Below are 19,681 nucleotides of genomic sequence, written 5' to 3'. Positions count from 1 at the left end.
CCCCGCGGCCCCCCCCCCCGGGGGGGCCCCGGGGGGGCAGCATTACCGGACTGATCCTCAGGCAACGGTGGAGGCCTGGAGCTTGGCGGCGTATTCCTGGAGCGAGCAGACATCCCACTCGTAGGAGCGCATCGCTTCGATGGCCTGCACGGCGGCCGTGAACTCGGACACCGTCGTGATGACCGGGCAGCCGATCGACGTCGCGGCGGCGCGGATCTCGTAGCCGTCGCCGCGGGCCTGGCCGCCGGAGGGCGTGTTGATCACCATGTTGATGTCACCGGCGGTGATCAGGTCCACCACAGTGCCTTCCCCGTCGGGTCCCGTGCCCTCGCCGACCTTGCGGACGGTGGTGGCCTGGATGCCGTTGCGGCGCAGGACATCTGCCGTGCCGCCGGTGGAGAGGATCTCGAAGCCCAGGTCGCTCATGAGCTTCACGGGCATGATGATCGAGCGCTTGTCGCGGTTGGCGACGGAGACGAAGATCTTCCCGGCCGTGGGCAGCGCCGAGTTTGCTGCTGCCTGGGACTTGGCGAACGCCGTATCGAAGTACTTGTCGATGCCCATCACTTCACCGGTGGAACGCATCTCCGGACCGAGCAGTGAGTCAACCACGGTGCCTTCGGGAGTGCGGAAGCGGCTGAAGGGCAGAACCGCTTCCTTCACGGCCACCGGGGCGTCCAGCGGCAGGGCGGATCCGTCGCCGGTTGCCTTGAGTTTTCCGGCGGCACGGAGTTCGGCAATGGTAGTACCCATGCCGATCAGGGCTGCGGCCTTTGCCAGCTGGACGCCGGTGGCCTTGGAGACGAACGGGACGGTACGGGAAGCACGCGGGTTGGCTTCGATCACGTAGAGCACATCCGAGGCCAGCGCGAACTGGATGTTGATCAGGCCGCGGACCCCGACGCCGGACGCAATGGCGCGGGTGGCGTCAACCACGCGGCCCACCACGTCCGTGCCGAGCGTGATGGGAGGCAGCACGCACGCGGAGTCGCCGGAGTGGATGCCCGCTTCCTCGATGTGCTCCATGATGCCGCCCACGTACAGGTCGGTGCCGTCGAAGAGCGCATCGACGTCGATCTCGATGGCGTCTTCCAGGAAGCGGTCCACCAGGACGGGATGATCCGGAGTGATTTCCGTGGCGTTGGCGATGTACCGGGAGAGGTTGGCCTCGTCGTAGACGATTTCCATGCCGCGGCCGCCCAGTACGTAGGACGGACGGACCAGGACAGGGTAGCCAATCTCGTCAGCGATCTTCTTGGCGTCCTCGAAGGAGACGGCGGTGCCGTTCTTCGGGGCAATCAGACCGCCTTCGTCCAGCACGCGCTGGAAGGCACCGCGGTGCTCAGCCAGGTCGATCGCCTCGGGCGAGGTGCCCAGGATCGGGATGCCGGCGTCGGCCAGTGACTGGGCCAGCTTCAGCGGGGTCTGCCCGCCGAGCTGCACGAAGACGCCCAGGACGCCGCCGGTGCGCTGCTCGGCGTGGATGACCTCCAGCACGTCTTCGAGCGTGAGCGGCTCGAAGTACAGGCGGTCGGAGATGTCGTAGTCCGTGGACACGGTCTCCGGGTTGCAGTTGATCATCACGGTCTCGTGTCCGGCTTCGCGCAGCGCCATGGTGGCGTGGACGCAGGAGTAGTCGAACTCGATGCCCTGGCCAATGCGGTTCGGGCCGGAGCCGAGGATGATCACGGACGGCTTGGCGTGCTGCGCAACCTCATCCTCCTCGTCGTAGGAGGAGTAGTGGTACGGGGTGTACGCGGCGAATTCAGCGGCGCAGGTGTCCACCGTCTTGTAGACCGGGCGGATGCCCAGGACGTGCCGCACGCCGCGGACCACAGCCTCGGACTGGTTGGTGAGCTTGCCGATCTGCTCGTCGGAGAAGCCGTGGCGCTTGGCCAGGCGCAGGACGTCCTCGGTGATCTGGGCGGCGCCGCGGATCTCTTCGGCAACCTCGTTGATCAGCTCAAGCTGGTCCAGGTACCAGGGGTCGATGCCGGTGGCCTCATAAAGCTGCTCGGCAGTGGCACCGCCCAGCAGTGCCTGCTGAACCTGTGCCAGCCGGTCCGTGGTGGGACGCTTGGCAGCTTCGATCAGTCCCGGCACCGCGGCAGGGTCCACCGGGTCGAAGCTGAGCTGGGAACCCTTCTGCTCCAGGGAGCGCAGCGCCTTCTGCAGCGCCTCGGTGAAGTTGCGGCCAATCGCCATGGCTTCGCCGACGGACTTCATGGTGGTGGTCAGCGTGGGATCGGCTGCCGGGAACTTCTCGAACGCGAAGCGGGGAACCTTCACGACGACGTAATCCAGCGTCGGTTCGAAGGAAGCGGGCGTCTTCTTGGTGATGTCGTTCGGAATTTCGTCCAGGGTGTAGCCCAGGGAGAGCTTGGTGGCGATCTTCGCGATCGCGAACCCGGTGGCTTTGGAAGCCAGGGCGGAGGAGCGGGAGACGCGCGGGTTCATTTCAATGACGACGACGCGGCCGGTGTCCGGCTCGATGGCGAACTGGATGTTGCAGCCGCCGGTGTCGACGCCAACCTCACGGATGACGGCGATCGCGATGTTGCGCAGCTTCTGGTACTCGCGGTCGGTGAGGGTCATGGCCGGGGCCACGGTGATGGAGTCGCCGGTGTGGACGCCTACGGGGTCGAAGTTCTCGATGGAACAGACAACAACCACGTTGTCGTTCTTGTCCCGCATCATTTCCAGTTCGTATTCCTTCCAGCCGAGGATGCTCTCTTCGAGCAGCACCTCGGAGGTGGGGCTGTACTGGATACCGGCGCCGGCGATGCGGCGCAGGTCTTCGGCGTTGTAGGCCAGGCCGGAGCCCAGCCCGCCCATGGTGAAGGAGGGGCGGACCACCATCGGGTAGCCGAGTTCCTCGGCAGCGGCGAAGGCCTCATCCATGCTGTGCACGATGATCGACTTCGCGGATTCGGCGCCGCAGCGCTCGACGACGCCCTTGAACTTCTCGCGGTCTTCACCGAGCTCAATGGCTTCGATGTTGGCGCCGATGAGTTCGACGTTGTACTTCTCCAGCACGCCGTTCTTGTCCAGGGCGATCGCCGTGTTCAGTGCCGTCTGTCCGCCGAGGGTGGGCAGGACGGCGTCGGGGCGTTCCTTCGCGATGATCTTCTCGACCACCTCGGGGGTGATCGGCTCGACGTACGTCGCGTCGGCGAACTCCGGGTCGGTCATGATCGTTGCCGGGTTGGAGTTGACCAGGATGACCCGCAGGCCTTCCTCCTTCAGCACGCGCAGTGCCTGCGTGCCGGAGTAGTCGAATTCGGCGGCCTGGCCAATGACGATCGGGCCGGAGCCGATCACCAGGACGGACTTGAGATCGGTTCTGCGGGGCATTAGCGGGATTCCTTGTTCTTGCTGGAGGCCATCAGGTCGACGAAGCGGTCGAAGAGGTAGGCGGAGTCGTGCGGGCCGGCGGCGGCTTCGGGGTGGTACTGGACGGAAAATGCCGGGATGTCCAGGCAGGCGAGGCCTTCCACCACGTTGTCGTTGAGGCTGATGTGGCTCACTTCAACCTTGCCGAAGCGGGCTTCGGGCGCGGTGACCGGGCCGTCGAGCGGGGCGTCGACGGCGAAGCCGTGGTTCTGGGAGGTGATTTCCACCTTGCCGGTGCGGCGGTCCAGGACGGGCTGGTTGATGCCGCGGTGGCCGTAGGGCAGCTTGTAGGTGCCGAAGCCCAGGGCGCGGCCCAGGATCTGGTTGCCGAAGCAGATGCCGAAGAACGGCACCCCGGTGTCCAGCACGTCCCGCAGCAGCTTCACCTGGTTGTCGGCCGTGGCGGGGTCGCCGGGGCCGTTGGACATAAAGACGCCGTCCGGGTCCAGGGCCAGGACGTCTTCGAGCGTGGCGGAGGCAGGCAGCACGTGCACGCGCACGCCGCGCTCCGCGAAGCGGACCGGCGTCATGGACTTGATGCCAAGGTCCAGGGCAGCCACGGTGAAGAGCGGCTCGCCTTCCCAGCCGTGGGCGGAGGGCTCGACGACGTAGGTCGCCTCGATGCTCACTTCCTCGGCAAGCCGCGAGCCGGCCATGGACTCCTGGGCGCGGACTTCGGCCAGCAGCTCGGCGTCGGTGCGCTGTGCTGCTTCGCCGGAGAAGATGCCCGCCTTCATGGCGCCGCGTTCGCGCAGGTGGCGGGTGATGGCCCGGGTGTCGACTCCGGAGATTCCGACGACGCCCTGGGCGGCAAGGTCTTCATCCAGCGTGCGCTCAGAGCGCCAGTTCGAGGGCTTGCGGGCGGCGTCGCGGACGATGTAGCCCGCCACCCAGATGCGGCGGGATTCCGCGTCGTCGCTGTTCACCCCGGTGTTGCCGATGTGCGGAGCGGTCTGTACCACCAGCTGGCGGGCGTAGGAAGGATCCGTGATGGTTTCCTGGTACCCGGTCATGCCGGTGGCGAAGACGGCTTCTCCCAGGGCAGTCCCGGTGGCGCCGTAGCTGCGGCCGCGGAAGGTCCGGCCGTCCTCCAGCATGAGGACAGCTGTACTCGGGGCGGGCGTTTGGTTCACTGTCACAGTTGTTCCTCGCTAGATGTTGCAGATTCCGGCAGCAGCGCCTTGATCGCCGAAACCAGTGGTGTCTTGTGGTCGGCCGCCCGGGTACGGAACCCGGTGTCGACCCGTTTTGGTCCGAGCTGCCAGGTCATCAGGACCAGGCCTTCCTTCTCCACGAACTTGCCGGCCATGCCGCGCTCCAGGCGTACATCGCGCAGGTCGGCCCGCGGAATCCAGACGTCCGGTGCTCCCTTGCGGGCGAAAAGCAGTCCCTCGTCGAACACGGCAGCGGTCGCGACCGACTTCACGCCAAGACCGAAGACCGCTACCCGGTCCAGCCAGTCTCCGGCGGTGGTGGTGGCCACGTACTGGCCGTCTGCCTCGAACCGCGGAAGGTCCAGGCCCTCAGGCAGCGGGCGGGGCCGCGGAATATCCGCCTGCCGCTGCCGGCGGCCGCGCCAGCCCAGCGCAAAAAGCGACAGGATAACGGCCGCGCCGATGACGACGCAGATAAGAAATATCAGCCAATCCACGGCGTCTCCTCAGCGGGTGCAGGGCGCGGTGCGTTCAGGGCGCCGTCCAGGACGGTGGGGTGTCCGGCAAAGAAAGCCGCACGAACCGCTCCGGGCAGTTCCAGGCCGGCGTAAGGACTGTTTTTGCCCATGGTTGCCATCTTATGCGGGTCCACCACGCGCCGCGCAGACGGGTCAACCAATATGACGTTGGCCGGTTCCCCCGTTTTCAGCGGCCTGCCCTGGGTCGACACCCGGCCGATCTCCGCCGGAGTGGCCGATGTCACGCGGGCAAAGTCCGCCCACGTCATCATTCCCGTGTCGATCATGGTGGCCTGGACCACCGAGAGCGCGGTTTCCAGCCCGGTCATGCCCATGGCTGCCTGGGCCCATTCGCACTCCTTGTGCTCGCTGGGGTGCGGGGCATGGTCGGTGCCGACGATGTCGATCGTTCCGTCGGCAAGACCGCGGCGCAGCGCCTGGACGTCCGATTCGGTGCGCAGCGGCGGATTCACCTTGTACACCGGGTCATAGGTACGCACGGACTCGTCGGTCAGCAGCAGGTGGTGCGGCGTGACTTCGGCGGTGACACTGATGCCGCGTTCCTTGGCCCAGCGGATGATTTCCACGGAGCCGGCGGTGGAGACATGGCAGACATGCAGGCGTGAGCCGGTGTGCTGGGCCAGCAAAACATCACGGGCGATGATGGATTCCTCGGCGACAGCCGGCCAGCCGGGCAGCCCGAGGATGGCGCTGACCTCACCTTCATGCATCTGGGCACCGTCAGTCATCCGGGGTTCCTGGGCATGCTGGGCGACGACGCCGTCGAATGCCTTCACATACTCCAGCGCGCGGCGCATCAGCACCGGATCGTGGACGCACATGCCGTCGTCGGAGAAGACGCGGACGCGGGCGCGGGAGTCGGCCATGGCACCGAGCTCGGCCAGGCGTTCGCCCTTCAGGCCCACGGTCACTGCACCAACGGGGCGTACGTCCACCCAGCCGGACTTCAGGCCCAGGCTGTAGACCTGCTCTACCACGCCGGCCGTATCAGCCACCGGGTTGGAGTTGGCCATGGCATGGACGGCGGTGAACCCGCCCAAGGCGGCGGCGCGGGTACCGGTTTCCACGGTTTCCGCGTCTTCGCGGCCGGGTTCGCGCAGGTGCGTGTGCAGATCCACCATGCCGGGCAGCGCGACGAGGCCGTCGGCCTCGATCACCAGAGCGCCTTCGGGCGTTTGGAGGTCCTGGCCCACGGCTGCAATGACGCCGTCGCGGATGATGAGGTCGGCACGCTCGGCGCCCAGCAGCGAGGCGCCGCGGAGAAGGTAACCGGATGCCGATTGGACGGGGTTTACGGAGGGTGCGGGAGTTGCAGTAGTCACTGTGCGGAAGCTTCCTGTGGTGTGCGCTGTGAGGTGCCCTCGCCGGAGAGCAGGAGATAAAGGGCGGCCATGCGGACGGAGACGCCGTTGCTGACCTGTTCCAGCACTGTGGAACGGCGGGAATCGGCGGCGCGGGAAGAGATTTCCAGTCCGCGGTTCATGGGGCCGGGGTGCAGCAGGATCGTGTCATCCAATCCCAGGGCATCCAGCCGGTCCAGGCGGACGTCGTCGAAACCCCAGCGGCGGGAGTACTCCCGGACCGTCGGGAAGAAGGCCGAATGCATCCGTTCCGCCTGGACACGGAGCATCATGACGGCATCGGGCCGCGTTTCCAGCGTCTCGTCCAAGGAGTAGCTGACCGTGCAGGGCCAGGATTCGACGCCGAAGGGCAGAAGGGTGGGTGGCGCCACCAGGGTGACGTCCGCGCCGAGGGTCTTCAGCAGCCAGAGATCGGACCGGGCCACCCGGGAGTGCAGGATGTCCCCTACGATCGCCACGTGCATGCCGGAGAGGTCCGTTCCCTGCGAGCCGGTGCCGTGCAGCCTCGCCCAGTGCCGGCGCATGGTGAAAGCGTCCAGCAGTGCCTGGGTCGGGTGCTCATGCGTCCCGTCTCCGGCGTTCAGCACTGCGGCATCGATCCAGCCGGAGCCGGCCAGCCGCGCCGGAGCGCCGGAGGCGCCGTGGCGGATCACGACGGCGTCCGCCCCGATCGCGGCCAGCGTCTGTGCCGTGTCCTTCAGCGACTCGCCCTTGGACACCGAGGAGCCTTTGGCGGAGAAGTTGATGACGTCGGCTGACAGCCGTTTCGCTGCGGCCTCGAACGAGATACGGGTCCGGGTGGAGTCTTCGAAGAAGAGGTTCACCACTGTCCGTCCGCGCAGGGCCGGAAGCTTTTTGACTTCACGCTCCCCTACCGCGGACATGGCCTCCGCTGTGTCCAGGATGGAGATAGCGTCCTGGTAGGAGAGGTCCAGGGTGGAGAGCAGATGCTTCATACGGTGCCTTCAATGACGACTTCGTCCACGGCCGGCATGTCGGTCTCGGCCAGTCGGACGCGCACCGTTTCCACGGCGGCAGTGGGCAGGTTCTTTCCTACGTGGTCTGCCCGGATCGGCAGTTCCCGGTGCCCGCGGTCCACCAGGACCGCCAGCCGGACAACGCGCGGCCGTCCCAGGTCGATCAGCGCATCCAATGCCGCGCGGATGGTCCGCCCGGAGTAAAGCACGTCGTCAACCAGTACAACGACTTTGCCGTCGATGCCGCTGGGAGGCAGTTCAGTGGGGTGCGGAGGACGGGTGGGCTGGCGTGCCAGATCGTCACGGAACATCGTGACGTCGAGCTGCCCGGTGATGGCAGCGGCATCCACGGAGGGATCAGCGGCTGCAATTTTGGCGGCGAGGCGGCGGGCCAGCGGATAACCGCGGCGGGGAATACCCATCAGCACCAGATCGGTGCCGCCCTTGTTGGCCTCGAGGATCTCGTGGGCGATGCGGGTTAATGCTCGGTCAATATCAGCTGAAGCCAGAACGGTGCGGGCAGGCACAACGGCCTGCGGCGGATCACTGGGACCCATATTCTGCTTCCTCCTTCCCCGCCTCACAGGACGGACTTAAAGGTTGAATGCCTTCCAAAACTATCACAGCAGGTGAGCCGTATATTCTGGGGCGATGACAGGCTCCCGAACATGACGCCCCTGCCCGCGGGGCAGCCACGGCAGCAGCGCGCCGCGCATCCGGCAGCGGAGCTGCCCGGCTTCGGCCTGACGCGGCCCGCCGGGCACGGCAGGGCTGGAGTGCTCAACGTGCTGCTGCTTATCGCCGCGGCCGCCGTGGTGGCCGGCGTCGGACTCTTCCTGTTCGCAGCCCTGGGAAGCGAAGCCTTCCTGCTGTGCGGGATCCTGGCCCTGATTCCGCTGGGGATCTGCCTGCTGGGCCTGCACTGGATCGACCGCTGGGAGCCCGAACCCCGTGGAGCGCTGGTGTTCGCCTTCCTCTGGGGCGCGGGTGTTTCGGTGGCGATTACCCTGCTGCTGGGCAGCATGGTCAACGAGGTCCTCATGACGCTGCTCCCCCTGACGCCGGCGGACGTCATCGCCACGGTGGTCCAAGCGCCCCTGGTGGAGGAAGTAGCCAAAGGGCTCGGGGTGCTGCTGCTCGTCTTTGTGCGCCGAAGCCACTTTGACGGCCCCCTGGACGGGATTGTCTACGCGGGCGTCATCGGAGCCGGCTTTGCCTTCACCGAAAACATCCTCTATTTCAGCGCCGCCCTGCTGGAGGCCGGCAGCATCGGACTGCAGCTGGGCTTCGTCTTTGTGCTGCGCGGTTTGTTCTCACCCTTCGCCCATGTGCTCTTTACCGCTGCGATCGGTCTGGCCCTGGGAATCGCCGTCCGCAAACCGGGTGCCGGACGGATAGCTGCGGGATTCGCCGCCGGACTTGCTGCCGCTGTGGCCGGCCACATGTTCTGGAACGGCGGCATGGCGCTGGTCTACGACGATTTCTTCCTGTTCTACTTCCTCATGCAGGTCCCGCTCTTCGGCCTGGCCGTGGCAGGGGTCGTGTACCTCCGGAAGGCTGAGCAGCGCCTCACCAGGGAACGGCTCAGCGAGTACTGTGCCGCCGGCTGGTTCACACCGACGGAGGTCCAGATGCTCTCCACCGGGGACGGACGCCGCAGGGCACTGGGCTGGTCCGCCCAGTTCGGCGCCAAGAGACCCATGAGGGCGTTCATCCGGGAGGCGACCAATCTGGCACTGACCCGGCAGCAGCTGGTGAACGGCCGGGACCTGCGGCGCAATGCGGCACGCGAAGAACACCTGTTGGCAGAACTGACCCGCACCCGCGAGTTGCTTCTGCAGGCAGCAGCGCCCCGGCGGGCGTAGCTGTCCCCGGTGGACGGCCCCCGACAGCACAAAGCCCGGCAGGAGTACCCTGCCGGGCTTTGAAAAGCATCGCTGCGGCTTAGGCCAGCAGGGAGTCCTTCAGCTGGTGGAGCCTGCTCAGGAGACCGTTGACGAAAGCGGGCGACTCATCCGTGGAGAGCGCCTTGGCCAGTTCAACAGCCTCGCTAATAGCGACCTTGTCCGGGATCTCTTCGTTGTAGAGCAGTTCCCAGCTGCCGATGCGCAGGATGATGCGGTCTACTGCCGGCATCCTGTCCAGTGCCCAGCCCTGGGAATACGTGCCCAGGAACTCGTCGATCTGCTCCTGCTTGGCGATCACACCCTCCACCAGGTCCATGGTGTAGGGATTGATGACCTGGTCCGTCTTTTCCCTGCGGGAACGGAGGGACTCAAGCGGAGACATGGATCGCTGTTCCGCTTCGAAGAGCACTTCCAGTGCCCTGGTCCTTGCTTTGGTGCGTGCACTCACTCGTTAACGCGTCCCAGGTAGTCGCCGGTGCGGGTGTCGACCTTGACCTTGGTTCCGGTCTCCAGGAACAGCGGGACCTGGATCTCGTACCCGGTCTCAACGGTCGCGGGCTTGGTGCCGCCGGTCGAGCGGTCGCCCTGCAGGCCCGGCTCGGTGTACGTGATTTCGAGGACGACGGATGCCGGAAGCTCGATGTAGAGCGGAGCACCGTCGTGGAGGGCGATGGTCACCATCATGGACTCGAGCATGAAGTTGGCGTAGTCGCCCACGATCGAACCGGGGACAGTGAGCTGGTCGAAGTCCGACGTGTCCATGAACACGTAGTCTTCGCCGTCCTTGTACAGGTACTGGTAGTCGCGGCGGTCAACCGTGGCGGTCTCGATCTTGATGCCGGCGTTGAACGTCTTGTCGACGACCTTGCCAGAACGCACGTTGCGCATCTTGGTACGGACAAACGCACCACCCTTGCCCGGCTTTACGTGCTGGAACTCGATGATGCTCCACAGGTTGCCTTCAAGCTTCAGCACTGTGCCGTTCTTGATGTCGTTGGTCGTTGCCACAGTTTCTCTTTCGTCGTTTCGCGTATCTGCGTGTCTGGTCCGTCGACCATTCTACCTGTTCAGGAAATGCCTACAGGCTGAGCCGGATGCCGCTCTCGGGCTCGGAGGCGATCTCCTGGTACGCGGCGAACAGCAGGGAGGTGTCCGGCACCTCCAGGATGGACGGTTTGCCCGGCCCGTCGAGGACCACGAACCGCAGCAGGTCGCCGCGGGACTTCTTGTCCCGGCGCATGCCGTCAAGCAGCGCGCTCCAGCGATCCTTCCGGTACGTCACGGGCAGGCCGAGCGACGTGAGGATCTCCTTGTGCCGGTCGGCCGTGGCATCATCGAGCCGTCCGACCATCCGGCCGAGTTCTGCCGCAAAGACCATACCGACGGAAACAGCGGCCCCGTGGCGCCACTGGTAACGCTCAGCGAGTTCGATCGAGTGGCCCAGGGTGTGTCCGTAGTTCAGGAACTCCCGGCGTCCGGCTTCGCGCAGGTCGCCGGAGACGACGTCGGCCTTGACCCGCACGGCGCGCTCCACCAGTTCACGGACGACGTCGGAGCTGCCGTCCGCGACCGCGTCCAGGTTGGATTCGATCAGGTCCAGGATGGCCGGATCCGCAATGAAACCGCACTTGACCACTTCGGCCATGCCGGAGAGCAGTTCGTTTTTCGGGAGGGTGCCGAGGGCATCGAGGTCCACCAGCACACCGGCCGGAGGATGGAACGCGCCCACCAGGTTCTTGCCTTCAGCCGTGTTGATTCCGGTCTTCCCGCCCACGGCGGCATCAACCATGCCGAGCAGGCTGGTGGGGATGTGCACCACCTTGATCCCGCGCAGCCAGGTGGCTGCCACGAAGCCGGCGACGTCGGTGACGGCGCCCCCGCCCACGGCCACAATCGCGTCGGAGCGGGTGAAGTCATTCTGTCCCAGGACCTGCCAGCAGAAGGAAGCAACCTGGATGTGCTTTCCCTCTTCAGCGTCGGGGATTTCGGCGGTCAGGGCCGTGAGTCCGGCCGCTGCCAGTTCGTCCCGGACGGTGTCTCCCGTGGTGCGCAGGGCACGCGGGTGAATGACCAGGACGCGGCGGACGCGCTCCCCCAGCATCCCCTGCAGCCGGCCCAGCAGGCCGTTGCCGATAACGACGTCGTAATTCTCTGCGGGCTTGTCGCCCGTCACCGGGATGACGGTGGGTTCTGCGGGCATTAGTGCTCTCCTTCGGCCAGGGCTGCGGTGATATGTTCCACGACTTCCGCGACGGAAAGCCCCCTGCTGTCTATAACTATGTCTGCCAGCGATTCGTAGATGGGACGGCGCACCTCGGCCAGCGCGGTCCAGCGTGCGGCCGGATCCCCGGCCAGCAGCGGACGGTGCGCGGTACGGGAGATCCGGGGCAGGACTGTCGCCAGGTCAGTGTCCAGGAAGACAACGGTAGCCTGTGCCAGCAGCTTGGCGGTGCCGGGATCCAGGACTGCTCCCCCGCCCAGGGAAATCACGGACCGGACCGGAGAAGCCAGCGCGCCAGCAACGGCTCGTGCCTCAGCCCGGCGGAAAAAGCTCTCGTCGTGCCGTGCGAAAATCTCGGGGATCGGTCCGTGTTCGGCGACGACCAGCTGGTCCGTGTCAACGTACGGCAGGCGGAGGCGGGCGGCGAGCTGGCGGCCGACCACGGATTTGCCGGCCGCCATCAACCCGATCAGGACCAGATGCTGCTGCTCAGGCACCGCTGCCGGTACCGGTCGAGGCGAGCGAGGCAGGGATGTTCGCAAGGTAAGAGCGCAGGTTCCGGGCGGTTTCGGCCACGGAATCGCCGCCGAACTTTTCCGTCACAGCCTCGGCCAGGACCAGGGCAACCATGGCCTCGGCGACGACGCCGGCTGCGGGTACGGCGCAGACATCCGAACGCTGGTGGTGGGCGCGGGCCGGTTCGCCGGTGCTCACGTCCACGGTCTTCAGCGCCCGCGGCACGGTGGCAATCGGCTTCATTGCTGCACGCACGCGCAGCACCTCGCCGATGCTCATTCCGCCTTCGATCCCGCCTGCACGGTTACCCGAACGGATAACGCGGCCCTCTTCGTCCTGGAGGATTTCGTCGTGGGCGGCAGATCCCCGTCGCGAAGCAGTCAGGAAACCGTCGCCGACTTCCACGCCCTTAATGGCCTGGATGCCCATCAGGGCGCCCGCCAGACGGGCGTCCAGCCGGCGGTCCCAGTGCACGTAGCTTCCCAGTCCCGGCGGAAGGCCGTAGGCAAGGACTTCGACGACTCCGCCCAGGGTCTCGCCTTCCTTATGGGCGGCGTCGACCTCCGCGACCATCGCTTCGGAGACGCCCGCGTCAAAGCAGCGCATCGGATCAGCGTCCAGGGCGGCGACGTCGGAAGGAAGCGGCAGGGCAGAACCCTCCGGCGAGTTGACCGTGGCAATGCCCACCGTGTGGCTCACCAATTCGATGCCGAGTTCCTTCAGGAAAGCCGAGGCGACGGCACCGAGCGCTACGCGCGCCGCGGTCTCACGGGCGCTGGCGCGTTCCAGCACGGGCCGGGCTTCATCAAAACCGTACTTCTGCATGCCGGTGAAGTCTGCGTGCCCCGGACGCGGGCGGGTCAGCGGAGCGTTGCGCGCCTGGTCGGCGAGGACCTCGGGATCCACCGGATCGGAAGCCATGATCTGCTCCCATTTGGGCCACTCGGTGTTGCCCACCTCAATGGCGATCGGGCCACCCTGGGTCAGTCCGTGGCGCACACCGCCCAGGATGCGCACCTGGTCCTGCTCGAACTTCATCCGGGCGCCGCGGCCATAGCCAAGACGGCGACGTGCCAGCGCTTCCTGGATCGACGGGGTGCTTACTTCGACGCCCGCGGGGACGCCCTCAATAATTCCGACCAGTGCAGGCCCATGGGACTCACCGGCGGTCAACCAACGCAACATGGATTCAATACTGCCACGTTCGGCGGGGGGCTTCAGCGCGGGGGCAGCCCCACTGCGTCACACATCACGTTTATGACGGCGGCCTCGTCTCGAAAGGCCGGACCGGTGAACAGGCGCACCTGTTCGAGGGCCTGGTAGAGCAGCATTTCCAATCCGGGCACAATCTTCCCGCCGGCGGACTCCCAGGCGGAAGCGATCCGGCTGGGCCAGGGATCGTAGGCAGCGTCCAGCAGGACAGCTCCGCCGCACTGCGCTCCCAGGGCCTGAAATTCCTCCGCCACAGCGTCCGCCCCGCGGGGCGGCAGCGTGCAGATGACGACGTCGGCGCCGGCGCACGCCTGCGCTGCTTCCTCCCAGCCATGCTGGTTGACGGCGATACCAAGCCTGGACCCCACGTCCTGGACCGAAGCGACCCCCGGACCGCCGGCCCGGAAGTTCCTGGCATAGACATCCACGGCAGGACTGTCCAGCTTGGCCAGCGCGGCGACCGCTGCGCAGGCGGTTCCGCCCGCGCCCAGCACCACCGCGCGGGGCGCCTGCCGGGCACCGGCGTGCCGCAGCGCGTTGACCAGCCCGGCGACGTCGGTGTTCCACCCGGTGAGGACCGTGCCCTGGGCAGCGCCCTCGAACGTCACCGTGTTCAGGACGCCGAGCGTCTCTGCCAGCGGATCAAGCCTGTCCACTGCAGCAGCCATGACAGCCTTGAGCGGCATGGTGACGGACAGGCCGTTCCAGCCCGGTTCGCGCCGGACAGCGGCAGCGAAATCTGCCGCCGCGGATTCTTCGACGTCGATGGCGTCGTATGCGCAGTCGAATCCGAGGTACTGGTACGCGGCCCGGTGAAGCTGGGGCGAGCGGGAGTGCCCAATCGGATGCCCCAGGACCGCTGCCCTTAGGCGGGTGGACAACTTAATCGCACCTTCCGGCTTCCTGGGTGCCGCACCATTCCTGGTACTCGGCAACGTACTTGGCGTGTTCGGCGAGGGTGGAGGAGAACTTCGTCTCGCCGGAATCCAGATTGACCGTCACCCAGTAGAAGTAGGGCACGTCCGCCGGGTTGGCCGCCGCGTCAATGGCCTCGACGCTCGGTGAGCCGATGGGTCCCACCGGCAGCCCCGGGTTCGCGTAGGTGTTGTACGGATTGGATGTGTCTGCCTTCTCTTCCGGCGTGAGGTTGTAGCTCTTCCGGTTCAGGCCGTAAGTCACGGTGGCATCGGACTGGATCAGGCCGTTGGTTTCCGTGTTGTCGCCCCGCAGCCGATTCTCGATGGCTCCGGCAACTGTGGCGTAGTCCGCCTCGCCGGCTTCGGCCTGGATGATGCTGGCCTTGGTGAGCACGTCGTACTGCTCGGCAGGGTCTGTAACGCCTGACTCTTCCAGTGCACTGAAGGTGTTGGCGACCATCTCTTCGAGGATCTCCGCTGCGGTCATGTCCACCGGGAAGCGGTACTCCCCCGGGAACAGGTAGCCTTCCAGGCTCACGGCCTCGGCGGGAAGTCCGAAGTCCTGCGGGGACGCGGCAAGCGCCTCAAATTCTGCCAGCGGGATGCCGGTGGATTCGGTCAGTCGGTCGAAGGTTTCGTTCAACCGCAGGTCCCGGTCGATCGCCGCGTAATGGACAGCGGTGCCGCCGTCTCCAAGCAGGGCCGTGACTGCTCCGGAGGAGGACATCTGGTAGCGCATCTCGTACGTGCCGGGCTGGATCTCGCGCCCGTCCGATTCCTGCTGGAAAGCCTCGACGAACTTTTCGCTGGAGGCCACGATGTCCTCGCCGACCAGGTTGTTGCCAATGACCAGGGGCCCGTCACCCGGATGGACGACGAAGGAAACCGTTCCTTCGCCGGGGCCCGGGTAGTCCTTGATTTCATTCATGCCCAGCAGGTCGCGCAGGAACATGGTCAGGCCGAACACCACACCGGCGAAGACAGCCAGAACGACCGCCATGACCAGCGTGCGGCGTCGCCTCCGGCGCTGTTTCTCCCGCGAGGGCCGGCGGCTTCGGCGGCTGGCCGGCTCTTCGGCAAAGAAGTGCTGCACCGGCGCGGGCTCGTAACCGGGATCGTGCTGTTCCTCCGGGTGAAGCCCGTAGTCTTGTCCGCCGTCTTCCCAGCGTGCATCGTCCTGGCGGTAGCGGTCCTCAGTGCCGTAGTCCTGGCCGTCGGCAGCATAGCCGCCGCCCTGTGTGCCGGCGCGCGGTTCAGGTTCCGATTCGTGCCCGGAGGCACGGTGCCCGGGATAGCTGTGGCTCACGACGCAGAGTCGCTTTCGGGGCGGATGTCCTCGGAAATTGTTCGCTCCTCGTTCGGGGCCGGAGCATCGATCTGTTCGCTCCGGCCAGTGATGACGGGCACCCCCACATCGCGTCCCAGTGAACGCTGCATGTCAATGGCCTGCTGCAATATACCAACAGCGGCCACTTGGTCTACTACTCTACGGTGATTCCTTGTCTCCAAGCCAGCTTCCCTCAGGGACCGGTGGGCGCTGACTGTCGTCAGCCGCTCGTCGATCAGCCGGACCGGGACGTCCAAGCCTGCACGGACGAGTGCTTCAGCCAGGACCTGGGCATATTCCCGGGCCATCTCCGTCGATGCAGTTTCGGTCCCCCGCATGCTCTGCGGAAGCCCGACGAAGACCTGCACCGCATCCTGCTCGGCTGCTTCACGGACAAGCACCCTGACGTCGCTGTTCTTCTTGGCGTCACGTTTTAACGTGCGTACCGGAGTGGCGAGGACGCCGTCGGGATCGCACGAAGCGACCCCGACGCGCGCCAGGCCAACATCAACGCCGAGCTTTCTCCCGCGCGGATAAGCGGACACGGTATACCGCTAGCTCCGGTTCGCCACCGCTGCGCGGATGGCTGTGAGTGCTTCGGACACCTTGGAAGCGTCGGTTCCGCCGCCCTGGGCGACGTCGTCCTTGCCGCCGCCGCCGCCGCCGAGAACGCCGGCAGCGGTCTTGACCAGGGCGCCGGCCTTGACGCCGGCAGCGCGTGCCGCCTCGTTGGTGGCGACGATGACTACCGGGCGGCCGTTGGCTGCACCAGCGGCCGCGACCACTGCCGCCTCGCTGCCAAGCCTGCTGCGCAGGTCCAGTGCGAGCGTGCGGAGGTCGTCCGCTCCGGAGACCGTACCGGCGTCGTGCGCCAGCAGGCGGACTCCGTCAACATCGACGGCGGTGTTCACCAGTGCCGCGGCAGACGCAGCGAGCTGTTCGCGGCGCAGGCGCTCGAGTTCCTTCTCTACCTGCTTCAGCTTCGCCAGCGTGGCGGACACCCGTTCGGGCAGCTGGACCGAGGGAACCTTGAGCAGCTCGGAGAGCTCATTTACCAGTGCCCGCTCGGCGGCGAGGTGGCGGAAGGCGTCCATACCCACGAAAGCTTCCACGCGGCGGTTGCCCGATCCCACGGACTGCTCGCCCAGCAGCGTCAGGCTTCCAATCCGGGAGGTGGAGTCCACATGGGTGCCGCCGCAGAGCTCACGCGACCAGTCGCCGTCGATCTCCACGACCCGGACCTCATCGCCGTAGGCTTCACCAAAGAGCGCCATGGCGCCCAGTGCCTTGGCCTCGGCCAGGGACATGATCTTGGTCTCGACCTTGTGGTTGTTGCGGATGGCCAGGTTGGAAACCTCTTCGATTTCCGACTTGGCGGCCTCCGACAGGCCTTCGCCCCAGGAGAAGTCGAAGCGCAGGTAGCCGGCCTTGTTGAAGGAGCCGCGCTGCAGCGCTTCCGGGCCGAGGATCTGGTGCAGTGCGGCGTGCACGATGTGCGTGCCGGAGTGCGCCTGCTCAGCGGCGTGGCGCTGCTCGGCGTCGACCGCTGCCAGTGCCAGGGCGCCGGCGGAGACCTCGCCCTCCCGGACAACCGCCTTGTGCACTGTGAGGCCCTTGACCGGACGCTGCACGTCGGACACTTCCAGGACGAAGCCGTCACCGGTGATGAGTCCGACGTCGGCGGCCTGGCCGCCTGCCTCGGCATAGAACGGCGTTTCGTTCAGGACCAGCTGGATCTCAGTTCCCGGACCGGCATGGGAGACGGACTCGCCGTTGGCGACGATACCGCGCACGGCGGATTCGGTGGTGAGCTCGTTGTAGCCGGTGAAGACCGTCTGGCCGGACTTCAGCAGCTCGTTGAAGACGGAGACGTCGGAGTGGCCGTGCTTCTTGCCGCGGGCGTCAGCCTGGGCACGCTTGCGCTGTTCCTGCATGAGCGACCGGAATCCGGCCTCGTCCACCTTCAGGCCGGCTTCCTCGGCCATTTCCAGGGTGAGGTCGATCGGGAAGCCGTAGGTGTCGTGCAGGGCGAAGGCGTCGGCGCCGGACAGCGGACGGCCGGCGGCCTTGGACTCCTGGACAGCGGCATCAAGGCGCTCGGTGCCCGAAGCAATGGTGCGCAGGAATGCCTTTTCCTCGGCGTAGGCAATGCGGGAGATCCGTGCGAAGTCGGCTTCGACCTCGGGGTAGGTGCCCTTCATGGCGTCGCGGGAGACAGGCAGCAGCTCCGGCAGCACGGCGGTTTCCACGCCCAGCAGGCGCATGGCGCGCACGGCACGGCGGATCAGGCGGCGCAGCACGTAGCCCCGGCCTTCGTTGGAGGGGGTGACGCCGTCGGAAATCAGCATGAGTGCCGAGCGGATGTGGTCAGCCACAACGCGCATCTTCACGTCATCTGCATGGTGCGGATCCGAAGGATCTTCAGCTGACGTGTAGGTCTTGCCGGAGAGTTCGGCGGCCTTGTCCAGCACGGGGCGGACCTGGTCCGTCTCGTACATGTTCTCCACGCCCTGCAGGATCATGGCCAGGCGTTCCAGGCCGAGGCCCGTGTCGATGTTCTTTTTCGGCAGTTCGCCGGCGACGTCGAAATCGGTCTTCGAGCGGACCTCGGAGAGCTGGTACTGCATGAAGACCAGGTTCCAGATTTCGATGTAGCGGGTCTCGTCGACGGCCGGGCCGCCTTCGAGGCCGTAGGCGGGGCCGCGGTCGTAGTAGATCTCGGAGCAGGGACCGCCGGGGCCGGCCTGGCCGGTGTTCCAGTAGTTGTCAGCCTTGCCGGTGCCGATGATGCGCTCGTTGGGCACACCGATCTTGTCCCGCCAGATGGCGCGGGCCTCGTCGTCGCGCTCGTCGCCGTCTTCGTAGACGGTGACCCAGAGCCGCTCGGGATCAAGGCCGTAGCCGCCCTCTGCCACGGGGCTGGTCAGCAGCTCCCAGGCGAAGGTGATGGCGTCTTCCTTGAAGTAGTCGCCGAAGGAGAAGTTGCCGGCCATCTGGAAGAAGGTGCCGTGCCGGGCCGTCTTGCCGACCTCTTCAATGTCAGCGGTTCGGATGCACTTCTGGACGCTGGTGGCGCGGCTGTACGGCGGGGTTTCACGCGCGGTGAGGTAGGGAATGAAGGGCACCATGCCCGCAACGGTGAACAGCAGCGAGGGGTCGTTGCTGACGAGCGACGCGGAGGGAACGACCGTGTGGCCCTTCCTGCTGAAGAAATCCAGCCAGCGGCGTGCGATCTCGTGGGACTTCATGGTGTTTCTTACCCTTCTGGTAAATCAATTCCGCGCAGGTCAGCTGCGGGGTGGGGAATGTCAGCGGCGGGCTGAGGACATGGTCTGGGCGACCGTGTCGGTGGTGTCCAGGCCCAGGGCGGAGCGCAGCTCGCCCTCGCGCTGGGTCATGGCGTCACGGAAGGCGTCAGTGAAATCGTGCAGGGCGTCGGCAGCAGTTCCGACGGCGCGGTTGAGCCCGGCCGGGCCGAGGCTCTCCTTGGCGTCAGAGATGCGGCGGACGGCAATAACGCCAATGGTGATGCCGATCGACATCCAAAAGACGCGCTTAATCATGGTCTGCTCCTGTTGTGGACTGCATGTCTGTGGGACTAGCGGCTGCGGCGGCCGCGGCCTGCGGGCCGCCGGGAAGTCAGTGCTGTCCGCACGCCGTAGGTGAAGGCGGAGACCTTTATCAGCGGCGAGCCAACGGTGGCGGCGACAAGCGAGGTCAGTGCCGAAATGTTGGCTGAGGCGTCGGAAACGTTGGAGGAGATCCCGTCGACCTTTGCCAGCTGGAGGTTCGTGGTGGAGACCGTGGTCGTCACCTCGTCGATCAGCGGGGTGGTCTCGTCGCTCAAGGTCTTGATCGAACCGCGAAGTTCGTCGAAGACCTTCCCAAGTTTGAGGATGGGGACGGCCAGCAGCGCAACCAGCACGGCAAATACCCCGGCTGCGATCAGACCGGCAATATCTCCACCTGACATGGTTCTCCTTGGGATAGGTTCGAAGAGTTTCCGCTATGTACCTTACCCATTGACGGGGCCGGACACTTACTTGGCGGCGGCGCGTTCCCCACCCGGCCGGGGCGCGGACACGGCCGGGAAACGAAACAGCCCCCCGCGCCACCGCCCCCGGGGGTGGCCCGTTGGGCCGGGCGCCCCCCCCCCG

At 66.3% G+C, this 19,681-nt stretch carries 18 protein-coding genes; 1 reads left to right on the top strand and 17 read right to left on the bottom strand.

Annotated elements, in window-relative coordinates:
- Positions 1-57 precede the first annotated feature (57 nt).
- Genes carB through pyrR form a run of 6 tightly spaced genes read right to left on the bottom strand, consistent with a single transcriptional unit; the run spans position 58 to position 7,981 of the window.
- Entirely contained in the window at positions 58-3,354 is a 3,297-nt protein-coding gene (gene carB / locus TVB01_RS15625; protein WP_422456825.1) for a carbamoyl-phosphate synthase large subunit, read from the bottom strand.
- Positions 3,354-4,490: a glutamine-hydrolyzing carbamoyl-phosphate synthase small subunit gene (carA, locus tag TVB01_RS15620; protein ID WP_422456826.1), complete on the bottom strand. Its 1,137-nt coding sequence runs from the start codon at positions 4,488-4,490 to the stop codon at positions 3,354-3,356. Before carA ends, carB begins: the two co-directional genes overlap by 1 nt.
- A gap of 38 nt (positions 4,491-4,528) precedes the next feature.
- Complete coding sequence (locus TVB01_RS15615) at positions 4,529-5,044, bottom strand: hypothetical protein (RefSeq protein WP_422456824.1); 516 nt, start codon at positions 5,042-5,044, stop codon at positions 4,529-4,531.
- Entirely contained in the window at positions 5,032-6,408 is a 1,377-nt protein-coding gene (locus TVB01_RS15610; RefSeq protein ID WP_422456823.1) for a dihydroorotase, read from the bottom strand. Before TVB01_RS15610 ends, TVB01_RS15615 begins: the two co-directional genes overlap by 13 nt.
- Positions 6,405-7,403, bottom strand: a complete 999-nt coding sequence (locus tag TVB01_RS15605) for an aspartate carbamoyltransferase catalytic subunit (protein WP_422456822.1) — start codon at positions 7,401-7,403, stop codon at positions 6,405-6,407. The genes TVB01_RS15610 and TVB01_RS15605 overlap by 4 nt, the downstream gene beginning before the upstream one ends.
- Positions 7,400-7,981, bottom strand: a complete 582-nt coding sequence (gene pyrR, locus TVB01_RS15600) for a bifunctional pyr operon transcriptional regulator/uracil phosphoribosyltransferase PyrR (protein WP_422456821.1) — start codon at positions 7,979-7,981, stop codon at positions 7,400-7,402. Before pyrR ends, TVB01_RS15605 begins: the two co-directional genes overlap by 4 nt.
- A gap of 72 nt (positions 7,982-8,053) precedes the next feature.
- Here pyrR and TVB01_RS15595 point away from each other — a divergent pair, with 72 nt between their 5' ends.
- Positions 8,054-9,289 carry a PrsW family intramembrane metalloprotease gene (locus TVB01_RS15595; RefSeq protein WP_422456820.1) on the top strand — a complete coding sequence of 412 codons (1,236 nt, stop codon included), beginning with the start codon at positions 8,054-8,056 and terminating at the stop codon, positions 9,287-9,289.
- A gap of 79 nt (positions 9,290-9,368) precedes the next feature.
- On the opposite strand, the gene nusB is transcribed toward TVB01_RS15595, so the two are convergent.
- The 11 genes from nusB to TVB01_RS15540 all read right to left on the bottom strand — a co-directional run bounded on the left by nusB (position 9,369) and on the right by TVB01_RS15540 (position 19,497).
- Positions 9,369-9,779: a transcription antitermination factor NusB gene (gene nusB / locus TVB01_RS15590; protein WP_227895730.1), complete on the bottom strand. Its 411-nt coding sequence runs from the start codon at positions 9,777-9,779 to the stop codon at positions 9,369-9,371.
- On the bottom strand, positions 9,776-10,339 hold the full coding sequence (gene efp, locus TVB01_RS15585; RefSeq protein ID WP_422456819.1) for an elongation factor P: 564 nt from the start codon (positions 10,337-10,339) through the stop codon (positions 9,776-9,778). Before efp ends, nusB begins: the two co-directional genes overlap by 4 nt.
- 70 nt (positions 10,340-10,409) lie before the next feature.
- On the bottom strand, positions 10,410-11,531 hold the full coding sequence (aroB, locus tag TVB01_RS15580; protein WP_422456818.1) for a 3-dehydroquinate synthase: 1,122 nt from the start codon (positions 11,529-11,531) through the stop codon (positions 10,410-10,412).
- On the bottom strand, positions 11,531-12,049 hold the full coding sequence (locus tag TVB01_RS15575) for a shikimate kinase (RefSeq protein WP_422456817.1): 519 nt from the start codon (positions 12,047-12,049) through the stop codon (positions 11,531-11,533). Before TVB01_RS15575 ends, aroB begins: the two co-directional genes overlap by 1 nt.
- The gene (aroC, locus tag TVB01_RS15570) at positions 12,042-13,253 is read right to left on the bottom strand and encodes a chorismate synthase (RefSeq protein WP_422456816.1); all 1,212 of its coding nucleotides are present in this window, start codon (positions 13,251-13,253) and stop codon (positions 12,042-12,044) included. Before aroC ends, TVB01_RS15575 begins: the two co-directional genes overlap by 8 nt.
- Positions 13,254-13,285: 32 nt before the next feature.
- Complete coding sequence (locus TVB01_RS15565; protein WP_422456815.1) at positions 13,286-14,161, bottom strand: shikimate dehydrogenase family protein; 876 nt, start codon at positions 14,159-14,161, stop codon at positions 13,286-13,288.
- Position 14,162: 1 nt separating this feature from the next.
- Complete coding sequence (mltG, locus tag TVB01_RS15560; RefSeq protein ID WP_422456814.1) at positions 14,163-15,503, bottom strand: endolytic transglycosylase MltG; 1,341 nt, start codon at positions 15,501-15,503, stop codon at positions 14,163-14,165.
- Complete coding sequence (gene ruvX / locus TVB01_RS15555; RefSeq protein ID WP_422456813.1) at positions 15,500-16,069, bottom strand: Holliday junction resolvase RuvX; 570 nt, start codon at positions 16,067-16,069, stop codon at positions 15,500-15,502. The genes mltG and ruvX overlap by 4 nt, the downstream gene beginning before the upstream one ends.
- A gap of 9 nt (positions 16,070-16,078) precedes the next feature.
- A complete protein-coding gene (gene alaS, locus TVB01_RS15550) occupies positions 16,079-18,772 on the bottom strand; it encodes an alanine--tRNA ligase (RefSeq protein ID WP_422456812.1) in 2,694 nt (897 codons plus the stop codon).
- Between the two features lie 60 nt (positions 18,773-18,832).
- The gene (locus TVB01_RS15545; RefSeq protein WP_422402407.1) at positions 18,833-19,087 is read right to left on the bottom strand and encodes a hypothetical protein; all 255 of its coding nucleotides are present in this window, start codon (positions 19,085-19,087) and stop codon (positions 18,833-18,835) included.
- A 35-nt stretch (positions 19,088-19,122) separates the two neighbouring features.
- Entirely contained in the window at positions 19,123-19,497 is a 375-nt protein-coding gene (locus TVB01_RS15540) for a DUF948 domain-containing protein (protein ID WP_227895720.1), read from the bottom strand.
- Positions 19,498-19,681: the final 184 nt, after the last annotated feature.

The sequence above is a fragment of the Arthrobacter sp. 7Tela_A1 genome, assembly GCF_049311065.1.
Classification (GTDB): domain Bacteria; phylum Actinomycetota; class Actinomycetes; order Actinomycetales; family Micrococcaceae; genus Arthrobacter_B.
Note: the sequence above shows the minus strand (reverse complement) of the source record. Positions and strands in the feature narration are given on the sequence as shown.

Excerpts from the sequence above, each read along its gene's own strand:
- pyrR (WP_422456821.1), bottom strand. The coding sequence starts at position 7,981 with ATGGGTCCCAGTGATCCGCCGCAGGCCGTTGTGCCTGCCCGCACCGTT.
- TVB01_RS15540 (WP_227895720.1), bottom strand. The coding sequence starts at position 19,497 with ATGTCAGGTGGAGATATTGCCGGTCTGATCGCAGCCGGGGTATTTGCC.
- carB (WP_422456825.1), bottom strand. The coding sequence starts at position 3,354 with ATGCCCCGCAGAACCGATCTCAAGTCCGTCCTGGTGATCGGCTCCGGC.
- TVB01_RS15605 (WP_422456822.1), bottom strand. The coding sequence starts at position 7,403 with ATGAAGCATCTGCTCTCCACCCTGGACCTCTCCTACCAGGACGCTATC.
- aroC (WP_422456816.1), bottom strand. The coding sequence starts at position 13,253 with ATGTTGCGTTGGTTGACCGCCGGTGAGTCCCATGGGCCTGCACTGGTC.
- TVB01_RS15545 (WP_422402407.1), bottom strand. The coding sequence starts at position 19,087 with ATGATTAAGCGCGTCTTTTGGATGTCGATCGGCATCACCATTGGCGTT.
- aroB (WP_422456818.1), bottom strand. The coding sequence starts at position 11,531 with ATGCCCGCAGAACCCACCGTCATCCCGGTGACGGGCGACAAGCCCGCA.
- carA (WP_422456826.1), bottom strand. The coding sequence starts at position 4,490 with ATGCTGGAGGACGGCCGGACCTTCCGCGGCCGCAGCTACGGCGCCACC.
- alaS (WP_422456812.1), bottom strand. The coding sequence starts at position 18,772 with ATGAAGTCCCACGAGATCGCACGCCGCTGGCTGGATTTCTTCAGCAGG.